14 protein-coding genes are annotated in these 21410 nt (G+C 72.7%); 9 read left to right on the plus strand and 5 right to left on the minus strand.

The features are described 5' to 3' along the window. Positions 1-80: 80 nt before the first annotated feature. From RTA_RS11940 to RTA_RS19815, 5 genes are read left to right on the plus strand one after another with little or no spacing between them, the layout of a single operon-like run. On the plus strand, positions 81-476 hold the full coding sequence (locus RTA_RS11940) for a response regulator transcription factor (RefSeq protein WP_013901662.1): 396 nt from the start codon (positions 81-83) through the stop codon (positions 474-476). Continuing rightward, on the plus strand, positions 473-1237 hold the full coding sequence (locus RTA_RS11945) for a YaiO family outer membrane beta-barrel protein (protein WP_013901663.1): 765 nt from the start codon (positions 473-475) through the stop codon (positions 1235-1237). Before RTA_RS11940 ends, RTA_RS11945 begins: the two co-directional genes overlap by 4 nt. Further along, positions 1215-2270 (plus strand): HEAT repeat domain-containing protein, encoded by a 1056-nt coding sequence (locus RTA_RS11950; RefSeq protein WP_013901664.1) that lies wholly within the window; start codon positions 1215-1217, stop codon positions 2268-2270. The genes RTA_RS11945 and RTA_RS11950 overlap by 23 nt, the downstream gene beginning before the upstream one ends. Continuing rightward, positions 2267-3685, plus strand: coding sequence for a glycosyltransferase family 2 protein (locus RTA_RS11955; protein ID WP_013901665.1), 1419 nt, complete (start codon positions 2267-2269; stop codon positions 3683-3685). The genes RTA_RS11950 and RTA_RS11955 overlap by 4 nt, the downstream gene beginning before the upstream one ends. Next, complete coding sequence (locus RTA_RS19815) at positions 3682-7764, plus strand: CHASE domain-containing protein (RefSeq protein WP_013901666.1); 4083 nt, start codon at positions 3682-3684, stop codon at positions 7762-7764. Before RTA_RS11955 ends, RTA_RS19815 begins: the two co-directional genes overlap by 4 nt. 3 nt (positions 7765-7767) lie before the next feature. On the opposite strand, the gene RTA_RS11965 is transcribed toward RTA_RS19815, so the two are convergent. After that, positions 7768-10029 (minus strand): sensor histidine kinase, encoded by a 2262-nt coding sequence (locus RTA_RS11965; RefSeq protein WP_041675449.1) that lies wholly within the window; start codon positions 10027-10029, stop codon positions 7768-7770. Positions 10030-10112: 83 nt separating this feature from the next. Here RTA_RS11965 and RTA_RS19820 point away from each other — a divergent pair, with 83 nt between their 5' ends. Beyond that, on the plus strand, positions 10113-11225 hold the full coding sequence (locus RTA_RS19820; protein ID WP_013901668.1) for a response regulator transcription factor: 1113 nt from the start codon (positions 10113-10115) through the stop codon (positions 11223-11225). 7 nt (positions 11226-11232) lie between these two features. On the opposite strand, the gene RTA_RS11975 is transcribed toward RTA_RS19820, so the two are convergent. The 3 genes from RTA_RS11975 to RTA_RS11985 are packed head-to-tail and all read right to left on the minus strand — an operon-like array spanning position 11233 to position 18187. After that, positions 11233-12453: a TIGR03862 family flavoprotein gene (locus tag RTA_RS11975; RefSeq protein ID WP_013901669.1), complete on the minus strand. Its 1221-nt coding sequence runs from the start codon at positions 12451-12453 to the stop codon at positions 11233-11235. Further along, on the minus strand, positions 12450-15707 hold the full coding sequence (locus RTA_RS11980) for a UvrD-helicase domain-containing protein (protein ID WP_013901670.1): 3258 nt from the start codon (positions 15705-15707) through the stop codon (positions 12450-12452). The genes RTA_RS11975 and RTA_RS11980 overlap by 4 nt, the downstream gene beginning before the upstream one ends. After that, positions 15704-18187 (minus strand): PD-(D/E)XK nuclease family protein, encoded by a 2484-nt coding sequence (locus RTA_RS11985; protein WP_318532665.1) that lies wholly within the window; start codon positions 18185-18187, stop codon positions 15704-15706. Before RTA_RS11985 ends, RTA_RS11980 begins: the two co-directional genes overlap by 4 nt. 150 nt (positions 18188-18337) lie before the next feature. On the opposite strand from RTA_RS11985, the gene trxA reads away from it, so the two are divergent. Continuing rightward, positions 18338-18673 (plus strand): thioredoxin TrxA, encoded by a 336-nt coding sequence (trxA, locus tag RTA_RS11990; RefSeq protein ID WP_013901672.1) that lies wholly within the window; start codon positions 18338-18340, stop codon positions 18671-18673. A gap of 177 nt (positions 18674-18850) precedes the next feature. Continuing rightward, entirely contained in the window at positions 18851-20116 is a 1266-nt protein-coding gene (gene rho, locus RTA_RS11995) for a transcription termination factor Rho (protein ID WP_041675451.1), read from the plus strand. 96 nt (positions 20117-20212) lie between these two features. On the opposite strand, the gene RTA_RS12000 is transcribed toward rho, so the two are convergent. Then, positions 20213-20848 carry a Dps family protein gene (locus tag RTA_RS12000; RefSeq protein ID WP_013901674.1) on the minus strand — a complete coding sequence of 212 codons (636 nt, stop codon included), beginning with the start codon at positions 20846-20848 and terminating at the stop codon, positions 20213-20215. 249 nt (positions 20849-21097) lie between these two features. On the opposite strand from RTA_RS12000, the gene RTA_RS12005 reads away from it, so the two are divergent. After that, complete coding sequence (locus RTA_RS12005; protein ID WP_013901675.1) at positions 21098-21355, plus strand: type B 50S ribosomal protein L31; 258 nt, start codon at positions 21098-21100, stop codon at positions 21353-21355. Positions 21356-21410: the final 55 nt, after the last annotated feature.

Below are 21410 nucleotides of genomic sequence, written 5' to 3' on the forward strand. Positions count from 1 at the left end.
CACAGCCAGGCCCGGCGCGGGCTTGTTGCTGTTGTGTTGGCACGTGCGGCTGGTAGAGTCGGGGCTGCAAGTAAGCGGCCATGACCGAGAACCAGTCCCCCTCCCCGTCGGCCCTGGTGGTCGAAGACGACGAGCACATCGCCCACCTGCTGCAGTTCATGCTGGAGCGCCAGGGCTACCAGGTGCACCTGGCGCGCGACGGCCGCCACGGCAAGGAACTCATCGAGACGCTGCCCCCGCCGGCCTTCGCCCTGCTGGACGTGATGATGCCGTTCTACGACGGCTTCCAGCTGGTGACGCTGCTGCGGGCCCAGCCCGGCTGGCAGGCGGTGCCGGTGATCATGCTGACCGCCAAGACCCAGGAGCGCGACATCGTCCGCGCGCTGGAGGCCGGCGCCAACGACTACGTGCTCAAGCCCTTCCAGCCCAACGAGCTGCTGGCCCGGGTCAAGCGCTTCGTGCGCAACCCGGCATGAAGATTCGCGCCGCCGCGCTGCTAGCCGGGCTGGCCGGGCTGGCCCAGGCGCAGAACACGCCGCCGGTCGCGGTCCCGGTCGACCGCGTCACGCTGCAGGCCGAGCACAGCGAGCTGGACAAGGGCAACACCGACTGGCGCGAGCTCACGCTGCAGCTCAGCCGCCAATGGCAGCCACGCGAGGCGGCCGAGCTGGGGCTGGCGCAGACGCGGCGCTTCGGCCTGGACGACACCCAGCTGCGCCTGGGCTACAGCCGCCCGCTGTCGCAGCGCCTCACGGGCAGCCTGCAGGCCAGCGCCAGCCCCACGCACCGCGTGCTGCCCAAAGGCAGCCTGGGCGGGGCGCTGCAGTACGAGTTCTCGCCCGGCTGGCTGCTGCACGGCGGCGCCCGCCACACCCGCTACGACGCCACCGACGTCGACGAAGGCCGGCTGGCGCTGGAGCGCTATTTCGGCGACTACAGCCTGCTGGCCGGCTGGACGCCGGCGCGCGCGCTGGGGCAGGACACCCACGCTTTCGAGCTGCGCGGCAGCTGGTACTACGCGCCGGACAGCTCGGTGGGCGTCATCGCGGCGCGCGGCGACGAGGCGACGCAGCTGGGCGAAGACCGCATCGTCCTGGCCGAGGTGCGCTCGCTGGCGCTGCTGGGGCGGCACCGCCTGTCGCCCCAGGCCGCCCTGCTGTGGAGCCTGGGCCGCACCCGGCAGGGCAGCTTCTACACCCGCACGGGTGCGTCGCTTGGGCTCCAGTTCGCTTTCTGACCCGTACCTGATCGCGGCCTTCTGGGCCGGCGTCGTCGCCACCGCGCTGGTGCTGCTGGTCTGCCTGCTGATCGTCGGCCTGCGCCTGGCCTCGCGCCGGCGCGAGGCGCGCTGGCAGCGCTTCGTGGCGCTGTGGCGGCCGGCCCTGCTGTCGGTGGTGGCGGCCGAGGATGCCGGCCTGCCGCTGCCGCCGCTGCGGCGGCGCGATGGGGAACATTTCCTGCGCCTGTGGCTGTACCTGCAGGAGTCGCTGCGCGGCGGCGCCGCCGACCAGCTCAATGAAGTGGCGCTGCGCCTGCAGGTGCCCGACATGGCGCAGCGCATGCTCTCGCGCGGCTCGCGGCCGGGGCAGCTGCTGGCCACGCTGGCGCTGGGCAGCCTGCGGCATCGCCCGGCCTGGGAGGCGCTGCTGCGCACCGCCGGCCGGCCCCTGCCGCTGCTGTCGGTGAACGCGGCGCGCGCCCTGGTGCAGATCGACCCCCTGGCCGCCGCCCAGCAGCTGATGCCGCTGATCCTCTCGCGCCACGACTGGGACACCAGCCGGGTCGCCTCGTTCCTGGCCGGCGGGCGCCAGGCCTTCTGGCTGCTGCTGGTCAAGGTGCTGCCCTCGCTGCCGCCGCCGGAGGCGCTGCGCGGCCTGCGCCTGGCCGAGGCGCTGCGGCTGCAGCTGCCGCCGCGGGTGCTGCGGACCCTGCTGGATCCCAGGCGCCGGCCCGAAGTGATCTGGGCCGCGCTGCCGCTGGCCCATGACGACCAGGCCCTGCAGGCGGTGCGGCCGCTGCTGGCCCACCCCACCTGGCAGGTGCGGCAGCAGGCCACCACCACCCTGGCCCGCCTGGCCGGCCCGGACGACGTGCCGGCGCTGGCCGCCCTGCTGGAGGACGGCCGCTTCGAGGTCCGGCTGGCGGCCGCCCGCGGCCTGGCGGCCCTGCCCTTCCTGCGGCCCGACGACCTGCGGCAGCTGCAGCTGCAGCGCCCCGGCGGGCGCGACGTGGTGCGGCACGTGCTGGCCGACCTGGAGGCCGCGGCATGATGAGCTCGCGCCTGGTCGTCGATTTCGCGACCTGGTTCGTGCTGGGCTACTTCGTGCTGCTCAACACCGGCTACCTGCTGCTGAACCTGCTGTCGATGGTCAGCCTGTGGCACAGCCAGCAGGAGCGCGTGCTGGACGAGCTGCCGCAGGTGTTCACCGGCCTGGAGCCGGCCATCAGCCTGCTGGTGCCGGCCTACAACGAGGAGGCCAACATCGCCGCTTCGCTGCGCTCCATGCTGCAGCTGGAGTATTCCGAGTTCGAGATCATCGTCGTCAACGACGGCTCCAAGGACGGCACGCTGGACGTGCTGCGGCGCGAGTTCGACCTCTACCCCTTTCCCGAGGCGGTCAACCCGCGCCTGCAGACCCAGCCGGTGCGCCAGGTGTACCGCTCGCGCCTGCATGCCAACCTGCGCGTGATCGACAAGGACAACGGCGGCAAGGCCGATTCGCTCAACGCCGGCATCAACCTGGCGCGGCACCCGCTGTTCTGCGGCGTGGACGCCGACTCCCTGCTGGCGCGCGACAGCCTGCAGCGCGTAGCCCGCCCCTTCCTGCGCGACCCGCGGGTGGTGGCCACCGGCGGCACGGTGCGGCCGGCCAACGGCTGCAAGGTGGAGGCCGGTTTCCTGACGCAGGTGGGCCTGCCGTCCAACCCCTGGGCGCTGTTCCAGGTGGTGGAGTACCTGCGCGCCTTCCTGTTCGGCCGCCTGGGCTGGTCGCAGCTGGGCGCCATGCTGATCATCTCGGGCGCCTTCGGCCTGTTCCGCACCGACGTGGTGGTGGCCGCCGGCGGCTACCGCCGCAAGACCATCGGCGAGGACATGGAGCTGGTGGTGCGCATCCACCGCATGCTGCGCGAGCGCGGCCGCCCCTACCGCATCGAGTTCGTGGCCGACCCGGTGTGCTGGACCGAGGTGCCGGAGGACCGCGCCACCCTGGCCAACCAGCGCATCCGCTGGCAGCGCGGGCTGTCCGAGAGCCTGGCGCCGCATTGGCGGCTGATGTTCAGCCGGCACGGCGGCGCGCCGGGCTGGATCGCCTTCCCCTTCATGGTGCTGTTCGAGTGGCTGGGCCCGGTGGTGGAACTGGGAGGCTACATCTTCATGGCGTTCGCCTATGCCTTCGGCCTGGTGTCCTGGGACGCCTTCGCCGTCTTCCTGTTCGTGGCCATCGGCCTGGGCATCCTGCTGTCCGCCTCCGGCCTGCTGCTGGAGGAGATGGCCTTCCACATCTACCCGCGCATGCGCCAGCTGAGCCTGCTGGCCCTGGTGGTGGTCGCCGAGAACTTCGGCTACCGCCAGCTCAACGCTTGGTGGCGCCTGGTCGGCCTGTGGCGCTGGGCCACGCAGCGCGAGGCCAAGTGGGGTGAGATGAAGCGCAAGGGCCTGCAGGCGCAGGTGGAGACGAAATGAGGGACCGGGAAGACACCGCGAGCAGCCCGCGGCCGCAGCACCGCTCCCTGGCGTGGCTGGCGCCGGCCGCCATCCTGCTGGCGGGGCTGGCCGTCACCTACTCGGCCGTGCAGGCGTCCCGCCGCGCCGCGCTGGCCGAGGCGCGCGCCCATTTCGACGGCCACGTCGAGCGCCTGCAGGCCGAGGTGGCGCGCCGCATCGTCCTGCCCGAGTACGGGCTGAAGGGGGCGCGGGCTGCCTTCGCGGTGCGCGACGGCCCGCTCGGCCGCGCGGAATTCCGCCGCTACGTGGCGGCACGCGACCTTCCGGGGGAGTTCCCCGGCATCCGCGGCTTCGGCTTCATCGAGCGGGTCCCCCGCGCGCAGCTGGACCGCTTCATCGCGCGCGAGCGCGCCGACGCCGCGCCGCGGTTCCAGGTGCACACCAGCGGCAGCGCCGACCTGCTGGTCATCAAGTACGTGGAGCCGCTGGCCGCCAACCGGCCGGCCTGGGGCTACGACGTCGGCGCCGACCCGGTGCGGCGCGAGGCCGCCGAGCGGGCCATCGCCACCGGCGCCAGCGCGATCACCGGCCCGATCACCCTGGTGCAGGACGAGCAGCGCAGCCCGGGGTGGCTGCTGTTCGTCCCCGTCTACCGCAGCCCGGAGCACACCTCGGCTTCGCACCGCAGCGCCGACCTGGTGGGCCTGGTCTACGCGCCCATCGTTGCCGCGGAGGTGCTGCGCGGGACCACCGATTTCGTCGAGTTCCAGCTCGGCTTCCGGCTGTATGACGGCCAACCCGAGGACGGGCTGCTGCTGTTCGACTCGGATGCGCGCGGCACCGGCGCAGCGGCGCAGCCCGGTGGCGCGCTGTTCGCCACCGATCGTGCCCTGGTGGTGGGCGGCCGCGCCTTGACCCTGCGCATCGCCAGCACGCCCGAGCTGGAACGCACCGCAAGCGGCAGCGGGGCGCCGACCATCGCCGCCGCGGGGGCAGCGGCCAGCCTGCTGCTGGCGCTGCTCGCCTGGCTGCTCATGCAGGGCCGGGCGCGCGCCCTGGCGCTGGCCCGCAGGATCACGGCGGACTTGGAGCGCATGGCGCGCGTGGTCGAGCGCACCTCCAATGCGGCGTTCGGCATGGATGCGCAGCAGCGCATCCAGTGGATCAACGACGGCTTCACGCGGATCACCGGCTACTCGGCGCGCGAGGCGCTGGGTCGCAGGCCGAGCGAGCTGCTGGCCCATCCGGATGCCGATGCGCGGGCCCGGGCCGTCCTGCATGGCGCCGTCCTCCAGGGCCGGGCGGCCAGCGTGGAGATCCTGAACCGCCGCAAGGACGGCGGCGCCTACTGGTCGGCGACGGAACTCCAGCCCACCCACGACGCGGGCGGCCAGCTCACCGGCTTCCTGGAGCTGGCGCTGGACGTGACCGAACGCAAGCTGGCCGAGCGCCGCCTGCAGGAGAACGAGGCCTTCCTGGAGCAGGCCGAGCAGATCGGCGGCGTCGGCGGCTGGCAGCTGGACCTGCGCACCGGCGCCCTGCGGCTGTCGCGGCAGGTCCGCCGCATCCTGGCGCTGGGCGAGGCGCAGGCGGCCGGCCCCGCCGACATCGTCGCGCTGTTCGACGCGCCCGAGCGCAGGCGCATCGAGGAGCTGGCGCGCCACTGCATCACCACGGGCGAGCCCTGGGACATCGAGCTGCCGCTCACGCTGGCGGGCGGGCGCCGCTGGGTGCGCAACCTGGGCCACGTCGAGCGGCGGGACGGCCGCTCGGTGCGCCTGCTGGGCGCCGTGCAGGACGTGACCGAGAGCCGCCGCGCCCAGTCCGCGCTGCAGGCCAGCGAGACCATGCTGCGCGTGGTGACCGACAACCTGCCGGCCCGCGTTTCGTACTGCGACCGCGAGTTGAGCGTGCGGTTCGCCAACCGCTTCTTCTGCGAAAGCTTCGGCTGGGAGAGGAACGACGTCATCGGCCGCCACCTGGCCGAGATCATCGGCGCCGACCGCCTGGTGATGCGCACCCCGAAAATCGAGCAGGTGCTGGCCGGCCAGCCGCAGCAGTTCCAGGAGGAGGAGCGCGATCCGTCGGGCCAGCCGGTCACCCGGCTGGTGCATTACATCCCGGACATGGATGGCATGCGCACGCGCGGGTTCTTCGTGCTGGCCTTCGACGTCACCGAGCTGAAGCAAGCCCGCGACGAGGCACTGCAGGCCAGCCAGGCCAAGAGCCAGTTCGTGGCGAACATGAGCCACGAGATCCGCACCCCGATGAACGCGGTGCTGGGCATGCTGGCCCTGCTGCACACCACGGCGCTGGACACGCGCCAGCGCGACTACGCCACCAAGGCCCAGTCGGCCGCGCGGGCCCTGCTGAGCCTGCTGGACGACGTGCTGGACTTCTCCAAGATCGAAGCCGGCAAGCTGGCGCTCGACCCGCGGCCGTTCAGCGTGGACGCCCTGCTGCGCGACCTGTCCATCATCCTGGCGGCCAACGTGGGCGAGAAGGACGTCGAGCTGCTGTTCGACGTCGACCCGCAGCTGCCGTCGCGCCTGACTGGCGACGACATGCGGCTTCGCCAGGTCCTGATCAACCTGGCGGGCAACGCCATCAAGTTCACCGACCGGGGCCAGGTCGTGGTGCGCCTGCGGGTAGTCGAACGCCTGCCCCACGCAGTGCGGCTGCGCATCCAGGTGGAGGACACGGGGATCGGCATCTCGCCCAAGCAGCAGGAGCGCCTGTTCGCGCTCTTCAGCCAGGCCGAGAGCTCGACCACCCGCCGCTTTGGCGGCACCGGCCTGGGGCTGGCGATCTGCCGCAAGCTGGTGGCCCTGATGGGCGGCGAGCTCCAGGTGGACAGCGCCGCCGGGCGCGGCAGCCGCTTCGGCTTCGATCTGCTCCTGCCGGCGGAGGATGCCGCCGCGCCCATGCCGGCCATGCCAGGCACCGTGCAGCGCCCCACGCGCGTGCTGTTCGTCGAGGACCATCGCGGCGCGCGCGAGACGCTGGCAGGCTTGGCACGGACGCTGGGCTGGCAGGCCGACGTGGCGGACGGCGGCGCGCAGGCGCTCGCCGCCATGACGGCACGCCAGGACAGCCGCACCGGCTACGACGCGGTCTTCGTCGGCTGGAAGATGATCGGCGCCCTCCACCCCCTCATGGACCGGGGCGAGCGGCCGCCGCTGATCGTCATGGCCACCGCGCACGGACGCGGGCTGCTGGCACGGCGTCCGGCGCACGAGCAGGCACTGCTGGACGGCTTCGTGGTCAAGCCGCTGACCGCATCGATGCTGGCGGACGCCCTGCGCGACGCCCAGGCCGCGGACACGCCAGCCGCCCCGCCCCCGGCGGCCGAGCGGCGCGGCCCGCTGCTGGGCCTGCGGCTGCTGCTGGTCGAGGACAACGATGTCAACCAGCAGGTGGCGCGCGAACTCCTGGTGAGCCAGGGGGCCGAGGTCGCGCTGGCCCAGCACGGCGCCGAAGCCGTCCACATGGTGCAGCGCGCGCGGCCCGCCTACGACGCCGTGCTGATGGACATCCAGATGCCGGTGATGGACGGCTATACCGCCACCCGCGAGATCCGGACCCGCCTGCGCATGACGCGGCTGCCCATCATCGCCATGACCGCCAACGCGTTGCCCGCGCAGGTGCAGGAGTGCGTCGATGCCGGCATGGACGCGCACATCGGCAAGCCCTTCGAGCTGCCGGAACTGGTGGCATTGCTGCAGACGCACACGCGCCGCGGGGCGACACCGGCTGCATTCGAACTTCCTTTCTTCGACGCGGACGCGGCCCTGGCACGGCTGGACGGCGACGTGGAGCTGTACCGCGCCACCGTGCCGACGTTCCGGCGCAGCCTCGAGAACGCCGGCGTGAACCTGCTCCGGGTGGCGGACATGCCCCGCAGCGAGGTCGTCCGCCTCTTCCACACGCTCAAGAGCTCCGCGGCGATGATGGGGGCGCAGCGGCTGTCGGATGCCGCGGCCGCCGCGGAGGCCGCGTTCCTGGAGGCGCCAGCCGCCGGCGACCCCGGCGCCGCCGAAACGGTCCGGTCCGCCGTCCAGGAGACACTGAAGGCGATGGCCGCGGCAGGCGTTTGAAGTTCAGCCGCCGGCGGGCGCCTGCGGCAGCTCGAACCAGAACTCGGTGCGCACGCCCGGCTCGCTGTCGAAGTCGATGCGGCCGTGGTGCGCCTGGATGATGCTGCGGCAGATGTTCAGGCCCAGGCCGGTGCCGCCCTTCTGCCGGCGGTCCGACGAGTCGGCCTGGGTGAAGCGCTCGAAGATGCGGCCGCGGAACTCCTCGGGGATGCCGGGGCCGTGGTCCGCCACCCCCACCCGCACGGCGGCCCCGGCCGCGGTGACCGACACCGTCACCGAGCCGCCCCGCGGCGAGAACTTGGTGGCATTGGACAGCAGGTTGATCACCACCTGCATCAGCCGGTCCGGGTCGCCCAGCACCGTGGCATCCTCGGCCCGCTCCAGCAGCACCTTCACGCCGAACTCGTCGGCATAGGGCTGCACGTCGCGGATAGCCTGCATCACGACGGTCGCCACCTGGCAGGGCCTCATGTCGTAGTTCATGCGGCCCGAGGCGATCTTCTCCACGTCCAGCACGTCGTTCACCAGCCGGATCAGGCGGTCCGAGCTCTGGGTGGAGATGTCCACCAGCTCCCGGGCGTCGGGCGGCAGCTCGCCGCCCATGCCCGATTGCAGCAGGCTGAGCGAGCCATGGATGGCCGTGAGCGGCGTGCGCAGCTCGTGCGAGATGGTGGAGATCAGCTCGTTCTTCAGCCGCTCGACCTCCTTGCGCGCCGAGATGTCGTGCAGGAAGGCGCTGAAGAAACGCTCGCCGCCGGTGTCCACCAGGCCCAGCCGCACCTCCACGGTGATCTCGCGGCCGCGCCGGTCCACCACCACGCGTTCCAGCGGCCGGTCGGCAGCGATGCCGCGTCCGGTCTCGCGGAACCGCTTGAGGAACGCGTCCAGCAAGCCGGCATAGCGCGCGGGCTGCAGCACCCGGTCCAGCGAGCGGCCCAGCACCTCCTCGCGGCCCCAGCCGAACAGCGCCTCGGCCCGGGTGTTCCATTCGATGACGCGCCCGTCCAGGTCCGCCGCCACGAACGGGTCCTGCGCGCTTTCCAGGATCACCTGGATGCGCTTCTCGTTGGCGCGCACCCGTTCGAAGGCGCTGGACAGCTCGGCGGTGCGCTCGGTCACTCGGCGCTCCAGGAAGGTGTTGAGCTCGCGCATCTCGGCCTGGTTGCGCTGCAGCTTGTCCACCATCGAGTTGAAGGCGGTCCCCAGCACCTCCACCTCGCGGAAGGCGTTGGACGGCTGCACCCGGTGGGCCACGCCGGCCTCCAGGTCGCGCACCGCCCCGGCCAGGCCCAGCAGCGGCCGCGATAGCGCCCGCGCCAGCGCCCATCCCATCAGGCTGAACAGCACCGCCATGGCCAGGCCCCATCCCAGCAGCTGCTCCTGCAGGTCGCGGGCCGGCTGGTAGGCCTCGGCCAGGTCCTGGCGGACCAGCACCGTCCAGCCCAGGCCGGGAGAGGTCTCGTAGCCCTGGGTCTTCGCATAGCCCACCAGGTAACGGCGGCCATCCGGCCAGGTCTCGACGTCGTAGCCGTTCGAGCCCGACGCCGCGTGCTTCAGGCTGGGCAGTTCCAGGCGCTGGCCCTCCAGGTCCTTGGGGCCCAGCAGGACCAGGCCGGCGGCGGACACGATCAGTGGCTGGATCGAATCGGCCCGGCCGTCAGGACGGAAGATGGCCTGGCGCGCATCCGCCGCCCAGTCCCAGAACACGTGCGCGCCCAGCACGCCGGTGATGCGGCCCTGGGCGTCGCGCATGGGGAACGCCACGTCGAAGAAGCGCAGCGGCTCGCCGTCCGTGCGGCCGAGCAGCTTGGACAGCAGCAGCGCGTCGTGCACGTCGCCCAGGTGCACGCCGGCCAGGGCGTTCCTGAACCAGGGCCGCGCCGACACGTCGACCCCGCGCAGCATCCCCTGGCTGGCGGCGCGTACCAGGCCGAACTGGTCGGTGGCGCCTATCCAGGCGTAATAGCGGTAACTGGCCTGCAGCTCGTCCACCTCGGCCTGCAGTTCGTCCGGCGGCAGCTCGCCCAGGCGCCGGGCCATCAGGCCAACCTCGCGGTAGCGCTCGAACATGGACCGGTCCAGCCGGCTGGTGGTCTGGTTGGCCAGTTCGGCCAGGTTGGCGCCGATATCGGAGCGGACCTGCTCGCCCCCGGCGCGCTCGCCCACCACGCTCAGGGTGACGGCCAGCAGCACCGACATCACCGAGAAGGCGAAGGCCAGGTAGGACGTCAGCCCGTGGCGTGCCGGCGCGCGGGCGGCGGTCATGGAGCGGGAGCGAGAGTCATGCGGTGCCGATTGTGCCCGTTGCTCATCCGCAAGCCTAGCCCGGGCGGGCACAATCACGCCCCATGGCGCTCATACTCGTGGTCGAAGACGACCGCCTCCAGCGGTTCGCGGCGGTGCAGGCCCTCAGCAAGGCCGGACACCAGGTGCTGGAGGCCACCGATGGCCAGACCGGCCTGGCGATGGCCCAATCGCACCATCCCGACCTGCTGGTGTGCGACGTGATGATGCCCGGCCTGGACGGCTACCAGGTGCTGGCGGCGCTGCGCAGCGACCCGACCATCGCCGGCACGCCGGTGATCCTGCTGACCTCGCTGGCCGAGCGCACCCAGGTGCGCCAGGGCATGAATGCCGGCGCCGACGACTACCTGACCAAGCCGTTCAGCTTCGCCGAACTGCGCGAGGCCGTGGCCGCGCTGCTGGCCAAGAGCGAGGTGCACCAGACCCACGCGCAGCAGACGCTGGTGCCCAAGCTGGTGGCGGCCATGGACGCGCAGAAGCACAACCTGTCCACCCGCTACGAGCACCAGCTCGCCGCCGAACTCAATCTGCGCTGGAACGCCGCCGAGGCGTCGGCGGGCGAGCGCCACTACCCCATGGCCACCGTGGCCCTGATCGACGTGCTGGGAACCGGGGTCGCCGAGCTGGCCTCGCGCCTGGGTTTTTCCGCGGTGCGCCAGGCGCTGCAGCATGCCCGCGACGTGCAGTACGTGTTCGGCGCCAAGCATCTGACGCTGCAGGGCGAGCGGCTGATGGCGGTGTTCGCCGACGACGAAAGCCGGCCGGTGCACGATGCCGCGCTGCGCGCCGCGCGTGCCGCCCTGGCCCTGGCCGGCACGCGTCCGGTGGCCGTCGCCGCCGGCTCGTCCGCTCCGGCCGAGCTGACCCACACCGCGGCGGTGGTGCTGCACAGCGGGCCCATCACGGCGCTGCAGCTGGGCGACCCGCTGCATGCCGGCGCCGACGACGTGCTGCTGTCCGGCCCCGCGCTGGCCGAAGCTGACATGCTGCTGGACCTGTGCCGCACCCAGGGCTGGCGCATGGCCTGCTCGCAGGCCATGCTGCAGGAGCTGGGTGCGGCCGCGACCCTGGGCGACCGGACCACCTTGGCCTCGCACGAGCTGGAAGGTGGGCCCGACGGCGGGCTGACGGCGAGCGAGTTCCTGGGCCTGGCCTGAGACCCCGTCAACCGGTGAGATGGCCGCGCACGCCCTGCGCCGCGCGGCGGCCGCTGGCCAGGCAGGCGGTCAGCAGGTAGCCCCCGGTGGGCGCCTCCCAGTCCAGCATCTCGCCGGCGCAGAACACGCCCGGCAGCGCCCGCAGCATCAGCCCGGCATCCAGGCCCTCGAAGCGCACGCCGCCGGCGCTGCTGATGGCCTCGGCGACGGGCCGCGGTGCCGACAGCTCGAGGGGCAGCGCCTTGATCGCGGCGGCCAGCCGTGGCGCATCGCGCATCGCCTCGCCCGGCAGGCTCTCGTGCAGCAGGGCCAGCTTGATGCCGTCCAGGCCGAGCCGACTTTTGAGGTGGCTGGCCAGCGAGCGCGAGCCGCGCGGGTGCGTCACCTCGGCCTGCACCTGGGCGGCGCTGCGGCCCGGCAGCAGGTCCAGCCACAGGCGGGCGCCGCCCTGCGCCGCGATCGCGTCGCGCAAGGCCGCCGACACGGCATAGACCAAGCTGCCTTCGATGCCGGTGGCGGTGGCCACGAATTCGCCCTTCTTCCAGGGGCCGGCGGGGTCCAGGGCCACGGCGACCGACTTGAAGGGCTGGCCCGCGAAGCGCTCGCCGAAGTAGGCGCTCCAGCCGCCGGCGCGATCGAAGCCGCAGTTGGCCGGCACCAGCGGCGCAACGTCCACGCCGCGCTGGCGCAGCAGGGGCAACCAGGCGCCGTCCGATCCCAGGCGCGGCCAGCTGGCGCCGCCCAGGGCCAGCACCGTGGCCCGGGGCTGCAGGAGGAGCTCGCCCTCCGGCGTGGCGAGGCGCAGGGCGCCCGCATCGTCCCAGCCGGTCCAGCGGTGCCGCATGTGGAAGCGCACCCCGGCCGCGCGCAGCCGGTGCAGCCAGGCGCGCAGCAGCGGCGCCGCCTTCATGTCCGTGGGAAAGACGCGTCCCGAGCTGCCGACGAAGGTCTCCACGCCCAGGCCCTGCGCCCAGTCGCGCAGCTGCTGCGGGCCCCACGCGCGCACCAGGGCCTCCAGCTGCGGCCGCCGCTCGCCGTAGCGCCCGAGAAAGGCCTCCAGCGCCTCGCCGTGCGTGAGGTTGAGGCCGCCGCGCCCGGCCAGCAGGAACTTGCGGCCGGCCGAGGGCATGGCATCGAACACCTCCACCGGCAGGCCGGCCGCCGACAGGACCTCGGCCGCCATCAGGCCGGCCGGCCCGGCGCCGACCACGGCCACCACCATCGTCATTCGACGCGCACCAGCCGGCCCTGGCCGGTGAGGAAGGCGGCGTGCACCGTGGCGCCGGGCGAGCAGGCCTGCACCGCCTGCCGGTAGCGCCGCAGCTGCGCCAGCAGCGCCTCGTCATGCTCGGGCCGCGCGCCCGACTTGTAGTCCAGCACCCACCACACGCCGTCGTGCCGCCGCACCAGCCGGTCCAGGCGCAGCAGCTCGCCCTGGTGGTGCAGCTCGATCTCGTTGCCGTGCCAGGACACGACCGAAGCGTCCCAGGCCCAGGCGCCCTCGCCTGCCAGGATGCGCCAGGCCATGGCGGCCGCGTCCTGCAGCTCCTGCGGCGCCAGCGCGCACTCGCGCCCCACCCGCTGCAACACGGCCGGCGGCCAGGCGCCGTCCGGCGGCGGGGGCAGCTCCAGCAGCCGGTGCAGGGCCTGGCCGAACAGCGAGGCGGTGCTGGCGGCGGCGCGCCAGGCCCTGGTTCCCCCGGCGGCCGGGGTGTCCTGCAGGTCCAGGTCAGGCACGACGGGGATGTCGAAAGCTTCCTGCGCCGCGGAGGGTCCGGCGGCGAACGGCGCAGGCGCCTCGAGCGGCGCGGCCAGCGGCTGCAGCCGCTGCCACCAGCTGCCCGCGGCCGGCGCATGCGGCTGCACCGAGGAGACGACCAGTTCCTGCCGGGCCCGGGTCATGGCCACGTACAGCGCGTTGAGCTCCTCGCGCCGGCGCGCCGCCAGCTCCGCCTCCAGCACCTGCGCGCAGCAGGCCGGCGGCCGGCTCTGGCTGGCCAGGAAAGCGAAGCGCCGGGGCCCGGGCGCCTCGCCCGGCCAGTCGATGATCACGCCCATGGTTTCGGCGCGGGCCGAGGGCGCGTCGGTGTCCAGCAGCAGCACCAGCGGCGCCTCCAGGCCCTTGGCGCCGTGCACCGTCAGCAGCCGCACCGCCGCCGCCGTGGCGATGGCCGGGCCCGGCACGCCGCCGGCCTTGAGCGCGCGCACCAGGGCATAGGGCGTGGCGTAGCGGCCGCCGCCCACCTGCAGCGCCGCGCCCAGCAGCGCGCGCAGGTGGGACAGCACCGCCTCGCGCAGTGCCGGCGGCGCCGCCTGGGCGTAGCGGGCCAGCAGGTCGCCCTCGTGGTAGATCGCGTCCAGCGCGTCGTGCGGCGGCAGCCGGTCCACCCAGCCCTTCCAGCGGGTCAGCACGGCCCCCAGCCCGCGCAGGGGCCCCGCGTCGAAGGATTCCTGCTGCAGCAGTTCGAGCCAGGGCACGGGCGGGCCCTCGGCCTGCCGGCGGCGGGCGCGCAACGCCAGCTCCACCAGCGCCTCGTCCGGTACCGAGAAGAGGGGCGACCTCAGCGCGCGCGCCAGCGACAGGTCGTGCGCGGGGGACACCAGCACGTCCAGCAGCGCCACCACATCCTGCACCTCGGGCGCCTCGCCCAGCTCGGTCTTTTCCGGCTGCTGGGCCGGAATGCCCAGGGCGCGCAGTTCGGCTTCCATCGCCACCAGCCGGTCGCGCCGGCGCGCCAGCACCATCACGTCCTGCGGCAGGGCGCCGCCGGCCAAGCGGCCGGCGATCCAGCGCGCGGCCTGGCGGCATTCCAGCGTGACCAGCTTCTCCTCGGGCAGCTCGCGCGGCACGGTGAGGCTGTCGCGCCAGGCCGCGGGCCCGAAGGCCTCCTGGGCGGGCGCGGCGTCGATCGCGGCGCGCGGGACCGGCGGCAGCCAGCCGACCGAGCCGGGCGCCTGCGACTGCGTGGTGTGGGAGCGGAAGCCCTCGTACTCGCCCGCGTCCTGTGCGGCGCCCATCACTCGGTTGACCACCTCCATCACGGCAGGCGCGTTGCGGTGCGTGTGGTCGCAGGCGAGCAACTCGCCCTGCAGCCCCTCGCGCACGAAGGCCTGCGCCGCCCGGAACACCTGCGGCTCGGCGCGGCGGAAGCGGTAGATGCTCTGCTTGGGATCGCCGACCATGAACACACTGGGCGCCGAGCCGCCGCCCGCGCCGGCATAGGCGCTCAGCCAGCCGTGCAGCGCCTGCCACTGCAGCGGGTTGGTGTCCTGGAACTCGTCGATCAGCAGGTGGGCGATGCGCGCGTCCAGCCGCTCCTGCACCCAGCCGGAGAGCACCGGGTCGGACAGCAGGGCCAGCGCGGCCTGCTCCACGTCGTTCATGTCGACCCAGCCCTGGTCGCGCTTGAGCGCGGCGAACTCCTGCAGCAGCAGGCGCGTCAGGCGCGTCAGGCGCTGGTGGTGCAGCCAGGCCTCGTGCTGGTCGGCCGCCGCGCACAGGGCCTGCAGCTCCGGCTCGGCCTCCTGGGCGGCGGGCAGCTTGGCCAGGTGCTGGCTCAGGCGGTCTTCGGTCGCGACGAAGAATCCCTTGCGCAGCAGCGCCAGGCGCTGCGTGGGATCTTCAGCCTCGAACGCCTCGACGATGGCCTGGGCCGCTTTCTGCGGCGTCTTGTTGCGCTCGGCGCCCAGCACCCGGGCGCGCGCCAGCCAGCGCTCGCGCGCGGCGGGTGCCAGCAGCGCGTCCTGCGGCGCCGCAGGGCCGGCCAGCGCCGGGAACAGCTCGCCGAAAGGCCGCACCGAGCGCTCCACCACGCCTTGCGGGTCCGCCAGCGCGAACTCCACCCGCTTGGCCAGCGCCGCCTCCAGCGCCTTCTGGGTGTTGAAGCGGCCATGGGCGGCCACCGACTCCTCGTAGTCGCGCCGTGCCTCGGGCTGCGCCGCCACCGCCGTGAAAAAGCGGCGCCACACCCGCCGCACCGCCTCGGCATCGTCCTCCAGCAGCTCGTAGCGCGCCGGCAGGCCCAGGCGTTCCAGCACCGCCAGCGGCGCGGTGCGCAGCAGGGCCGCGAACCAGCTGTGGAAGGTGCGCACCTGCACCGGCCGACCCGCCGCCAGCAACTGCCGGTAGAGGTTGCGCAGGGGTTCGGCCAGCGCCGCCGCGGACTGCGGGCCCACGCCCCGCTCGACCAGGGCTTGGCGCAATCGCTCGGGCGGGGCCTGGGCGAAGTCGGCCAGGCCGTCCTGCAGCCGCTGGCGCATCTCGCCGGCCGCCTTCTTGGTGAAGGTGATGGCCAGGATCTCGTGAGGCTGGGCGCCGTCCAGCAGCGCGCGCACAATGCGCGAGACCAGCATCCAGGTCTTGCCGGCACCGGCGCAGGCCTCCACCGCCACGCTGCGGCGCGGGTCGCAGGCGATGGCGTAGAACGCCTCGCGCGTGACGCGCCGGCCGTTGTGCTCGTAGGCGAGGTCCGGGGCGCTCATAGGCTCCAGAAGTCGCGCCGGCACAGGCCGCGCGCGGCGCAGAACTCGCAGGCCCGGCCCTCGCCCAGCGCCGGCAGCGCGGCGCCTTCGGCGATGCGCCGCAGGTCGTGCAGGATGCCTTCGACCAGGGCGTCGCGCGCCTGCACCACCGCCGGCTGCTCCAGGATCTCGGTCTTGCCGCGCTCGCCCACGTTCACGTAGGCGGCGCGCAGCGAGTCGTCCTCCAGCAGCGCGGCGTAGAAGGCCAGCTGCGTGTCCTCGCCGGCGCCGCGCACCCGCTCGGCGGTGACCGAGCGCGACTCGGTCTTGTAGTCCATCACCAGCACGCGCCCGTCCGGCAGGCGGTCGATGCGGTCGATGCGGCCGACCAGGCGCACCGTCCCCAGCGGCATCTGCAGCTCGCGCTCGGCGCTGTCGAAGCGCGCCCCGCCCTCGGCCTCGTGGCGGCCCAGCCAGTCCAGGTAGCCGTCGCGCACCTGCGGCCAGGCGGCCGCAAACGGCAGGAATTCGCCGTCGGCCAGGCCCTGCGAGCGCGTGACCTCGGCCGCCACCCGGTCCAGCAGCGCGGCGCGCGACTGGGGCGCGCCGGCGGACTCCAGCAGCGCCAGGTGGAAGGCGCCCAGCACCTCGTGCAGCCAGTTGCCGAAATCGCGCTTGTCCAGGTCGGCGTCGATCTCGGCCGCCTCCTGCAGGCCCAGCTGGCGCAGGGCGAAGAACCGGTAGGGGCAGCGCCGCAGGTCCTCGTAGCCGCTGGCCGACAGGGTCTCCACCGTGAGTGTCGCCGCGACCGGCCGGGGGCGGCTCACGGGCTGGGGCCGCAGCGAGCGGGGCTCGCGCGGGTCCCCGGGCGCCGGCACCGCGCCGGCCAGCCGCAGCTGCTGCACCAGCGGGCTGGGCAGCACCGGTTCGCCGCTGTCGTCGCTGCGGCGCCAGAGCACGTCGCAATGCGGCGTGCGCAGCGCCTGCGCCCAGCCGGCGCGCAGCGCCCGCTCCAGCGCGTCGCGCGCCGGCAGGCCCAGGGCCTCCCGCTGCGCCGCCGTCCAGGGGCCGGGCGGCTCCGGCGAGGGCGCCAGGCGCAGCTCGTCGCATCCTGGCAGCACCAGCGCGGCGAAGGGCCGGGCCAGCAGCTGGTTGAACGGCAGGATCACCACCTGCTCCAGCGCCGGCACCTCGGGCACGAAGCTCTCGGCTTCCAGCGCGTCGCTGGCCCAGGCCGTGAAGTCGGCCAGCGTCATCCGCCGCGCCGCCTGCGCGAGGCCCCAGCGCCCCTCGTCGCTGCCGGCCAGGCCGAGCACCTCCAGCACCTGGACGCCGGCGGCGTCCGCTTCCAGCGCATCCCATTGGCGGGTGGCCTGCAGCAGCTCGCGCAGGGCCCGCTGCCACTGCCTCAGCGGACGCGGCGCCTGCAGCCGCTCGCGCCAGGCATTGGCCTGCTCGATCAACCGGGCCCAGCCGGCGGGCTCGCCTTCGATGCGCCCGGCGTGGACCGCGCCCCAGTCGCGCAGCCCGGTCCGGCGCACGCGGCGCTCCAGGGCGGACACCGTGGCGGGTGCGGCCGCCGGCAGATGCTTGAGCCAGTCCAGCACCTCGTCGCTGCTGGCGAGGAAGGCGCAGGCGCGCAGGCCGGCCATGACGGTGGCCGCGGCACGCGTGGTCGAGAGCTTCCAGCCGGTCTCGTCGCGGATGGCGATGCGCCTCGCACCCAGCATGGCGCGGATGCGGCGCGTCAGCTCCCGGTCCACCGCGGCCAGCGCCACCGGCACGCGGCCGGCCTGCAGGTGGCGCACCACGCAGGCCGCCGCCGCCTCGGCCTCGTGCGAGGGGTCGGCCGCCTCGTGCAGCACCACCTCGCCGGCCGGCCCGGGCGCATCCAGCGGCAGCACCACCGCCTTGTCGCCCAGCAGCCCGGCCAGCCCCTGCGCCAGCGGGTCGGCCTCCAGGCCCTGCAGCAGCACCAGCAGGTCCAGGCCGTCGGCGGCCTCGGCCCGCCACAAGGTGTCGCTGGCGTAGGACGAGGCGGCCGCCCATTCGACCGCGATGCGGGCCACGGCGGCCTCCAGCGCCAGCAGCGAGGACGCATCGCCCAGGCCGCGCACGGCCGCTTCGCGCGCGCGGCCGGCCCACTCGGCCCGCCGCTGCGGCGCCACCGCGGCCGCCGCGGCGCCCAGCTGCCAGGCGGCCTCGACCAGCCGGCCGGCCAGCACGCCGGCGCGCGCGCCCAGCCCGGCCCGCTCCAGCCAGGCGCGGGCGGTGAGCAGGTCGCGCCCCATGTCGAAGGCTAGGTCCTCGTCGGCGGGCGCGAAGCCCAGTCGGGCGGCCCAGTTCATGGTGGTATCGAAACGCGGCGAGAAGCCGTCGGGCCGGCGCCGCGCCCACAACCGGCGCGCCAGCGGCATCAGCTGCGCGTAGGGCACCAGCACGACCGTGCGCGACGCATGCGCGCCGCGGCGCGCCATCAGCTCCTCGATCTGGCTCAGCAATCCGTCCCAGAGCCGCAGCGCGTGATGGGTTGTTGCTATCGCATCCATAGCATGCGGGGGCCCGGCCACTGCCTTGGGAGGGGCTTGGTTTCTGTCACAATGACCGCCACTTTACCCCGTACCCCGAGGCCCCCTCGCAAAGGAAGACCCATGGCCAGCGACCTGATCAAGCACGTTTCCGACAGCTCCTTCGAAGCCGACGTCCTGCAGTCCGACAAGCCGGTGCTGGTGGACTACTGGGCCGAGTGGTGCGGTCCCTGCAAGATGATCGCGCCCATCCTCGACGAGGTGTCGGCCAGCTACCGCGACAAGCTGCAGGTCGCCAAGATGAACGTGGACGAGAACCGCGACATCCCCGCCAAGTTCGGCATCCGCGGCATCCCCACTTTGATGCTGTTCAAGGGCGGCCAGCTGGCCGCCACCAAGGTCGGCGCGATGAGCAAGGCGCAGCTCACCGCCTTCATCGACCAGCAGATCAGCACCTGAGGAGAAAACAAGGCCTGGCGGCCTTGTACTTGTCCCTATAATCCCCCCACTCATCGGTCGCCAGCGCGGCGGCCGCATCGAGCCCCTCCGGTTCCCGAGGCCCCTCGCCTCCCGTCGGAACCTCTCCCAAGGTCCCCAACAAGAACTCCGCAAGGGGTGCATCCCGAGCTCAAAGCCATGCACTTAAACGAACTCAAGGCGCTGCACGTTTCAGAAGTCCTCAAGCAGGCCGAAGAGCTTGAGATCGAGAACACCGGCCGCATGCGCAAGCAGGAGCTGATGTTCGCCATCATCAAGAAGCGCGCCCGCGCGGGCGAACAGGTGTTCGCCGACGGGGTGCTCGAGATCCTGCCGGACGGCTTCGGCTTCCTGCGCAGCCCGGACACCAGCTTCACCGCCAGCACCGACGACATCTACATCTCGCCCAGCCAGGTGCGGCGCTTCAACCTGCACACCGGCGACATGATCGAGGGCGAGGTCAGGACGCCCAAGGACGGCGAGCGCTACTTCGCGCTGACCAAGCTGGACATGGTCAACGGCGGGCCGCCCGAGCAGAACAAGCACAAGGTGATGTTCGAGAACCTCACCCCGCTGTTCCCCAAGGAGCAGATGAAGCTCGAGCGCGACAACTTCAAAGGCGACGAGAACATCACCGCCCGCGTGATCGACATCATCGCGCCCATCGGCAAGGGCCAGCGCGCGCTGCTGGTGGCGCCACCCAAGAGCGGCAAGACGGTGATGATGCAGCACATCGCCCACGCCATTGCCGCCAACTACCCCGACAGCCACATGATGGTGCTGCTGGTCGACGAGCGGCCCGAGGAAGTGACCGAGATGCAGCGCTCGGTCAAGGCCGAGGTGATCGCCTCCACCTTCGACGAGCCCGCGGCGCGCCACGTGCACGTGGCCGAGATGGTGATCGAGCGGGCCAAGCGCCTGGTCGAGCTGAAGAAGGACGTGGTGATCCTGCTGGACTCCATCACCCGCCTGGCCCGCGCCTACAACAACGTGGTCCCCTCCTCCGGCAAGGTGCTGACCGGCGGCGTGGACGCCAACGCGCTGCAGCGGCCCAAGCGCTTCCTGGGCGCGGCGCGCAACGTCGAGGAAGGCGGCTCGCTGACCATCATCGCCACCGCGCTGGTCGACACCGGCTCCCGCATGGACGAGGTGATCTTCGAGGAGTTCAAGGGCACCGGCAACTGCGAGATCCACCTGGACCGCCGCCTCTACGAGAAGCGCGTGTTCCCCTCGATCCAGCTCAACCGCTCCGGCACGCGCCGCGAGGAGCTGCTGCTGGCGCCCGAGATCCTGCAGAAGACGCGCATCCTGCGCCAGTTCATGTACAACATGGACGAGATCGAGGCCATGGAGATGGTGCTCAAGTCCATGAAGGCGACCAAGACCAACGTCGAGTTCTTCGACATGATGCGGCGCGGGGGATAGACCGCTCCGCTCCAACAGGAAACAAGGCCAGAACGCCCTTCGGGCGGAGGCGAAAACAAGGCCCGCAATTGCGGGCCTTGTCCTTCGAGGTGATGTTTAGGCCGTCACTGGCGAGGCCGCCACCAGGTGCTCCGTCAGGAACCACACCTGCAGCTCGTTGGTGCGCAGCACGTTGCTCACCAGCACGTCGTTGCTGCCGGAGTCCTTCCACTCCTCCACCTTCTCGGCGGCCTCGCGGGCGAACACGATGATCTGCTCGTGCGCCTCGGCCAGGCGGCGGATCTGCACGGCGGCGGGCTCGCGGCCGGGGGGCGGGCGCTTGACGCGGGTCTTCTCGGCGATGTCGTGGGCCATGGCCAGCGCGATGCCGCCCAGCAGCTGGATGCGCTCGGCGACGATGTCCACCAGCTCGGCCTGCTGCTCGTAGTGCGTGTCGAACAGCTCGTGCAGCTGGTTGAAGGTCGGGCCCACCACCTGCCAGTGGTGCTTCTTGTACAAGTCGCGCAGGGTCATGGTGTCGACCAGCACCTGGTTCAGCAGCTCCACGCTGCGGCGGCAGGCGTCCTCGGACAGGCCGTTGGGCATGCGCACGATCTCGCCCAGCTTCTGCGTCTCGTGGCCGGGCTGGTTCATGTTGGGCACCACCGCCGTCTGGTCGGCGTTGACCAGGGTGGTTTCGGTAGGCTCGGCGGTCGCGGTGGGGGTGTTCGGGATTTGTTTTTCCTTGGCCATGGGATGCTCCGAGTGGGGGAAGAAGACCGGCGCGGCGGGCAACCACGGAGGGTGCGGCACGGGCCGGGCGAACCGGCATTGTGGGCAGCGCCGGCGCCCTGCACGGCCGCGTCGACACCCTGAACGGCTGTAGGACAAGGCCGCTGCCCTCCCGATGTACAATCTTGGGCTTTCCTGCGGTAAGTAGCCCGGGGCGCCCCTCCCAGGCGCCGCGCCCGGACCGGCTGCCGCTCCACCCCAGAGGAACCCATGAAACAAGGCATCCACCCCAACTACCGCGAAGTGCTCTTCGTGGACCTGTCCAACGGTTTCAAGTTCGTCACCCGCTCCTGCGTGGCCACCCGCGAGATGGGCAAGACCGACGACGGCCGCGAGCTGCCGCTGTTCAAGCTGGACACCTCCAGCGAGTCGCACCCGTTCTACACCGGCACCCAGAAGTCGGTGGACAACATGGGCGGCCGCGTCGAGAAGTTCCGCAACCGCTTCGGCAAGACCGCCGCCAAGTAAGGCGCCGCGCAAGCGCACCGCTTCGAGGAAGAAGGCAGCCGGGCGACCGTGCTGC

Origin of the sequence: Ramlibacter tataouinensis TTB310 (assembly GCF_000215705.1) — a bacterium.
GTDB classification, from domain to species: domain Bacteria; phylum Pseudomonadota; class Gammaproteobacteria; order Burkholderiales; family Burkholderiaceae_C; genus Ramlibacter; species Ramlibacter tataouinensis.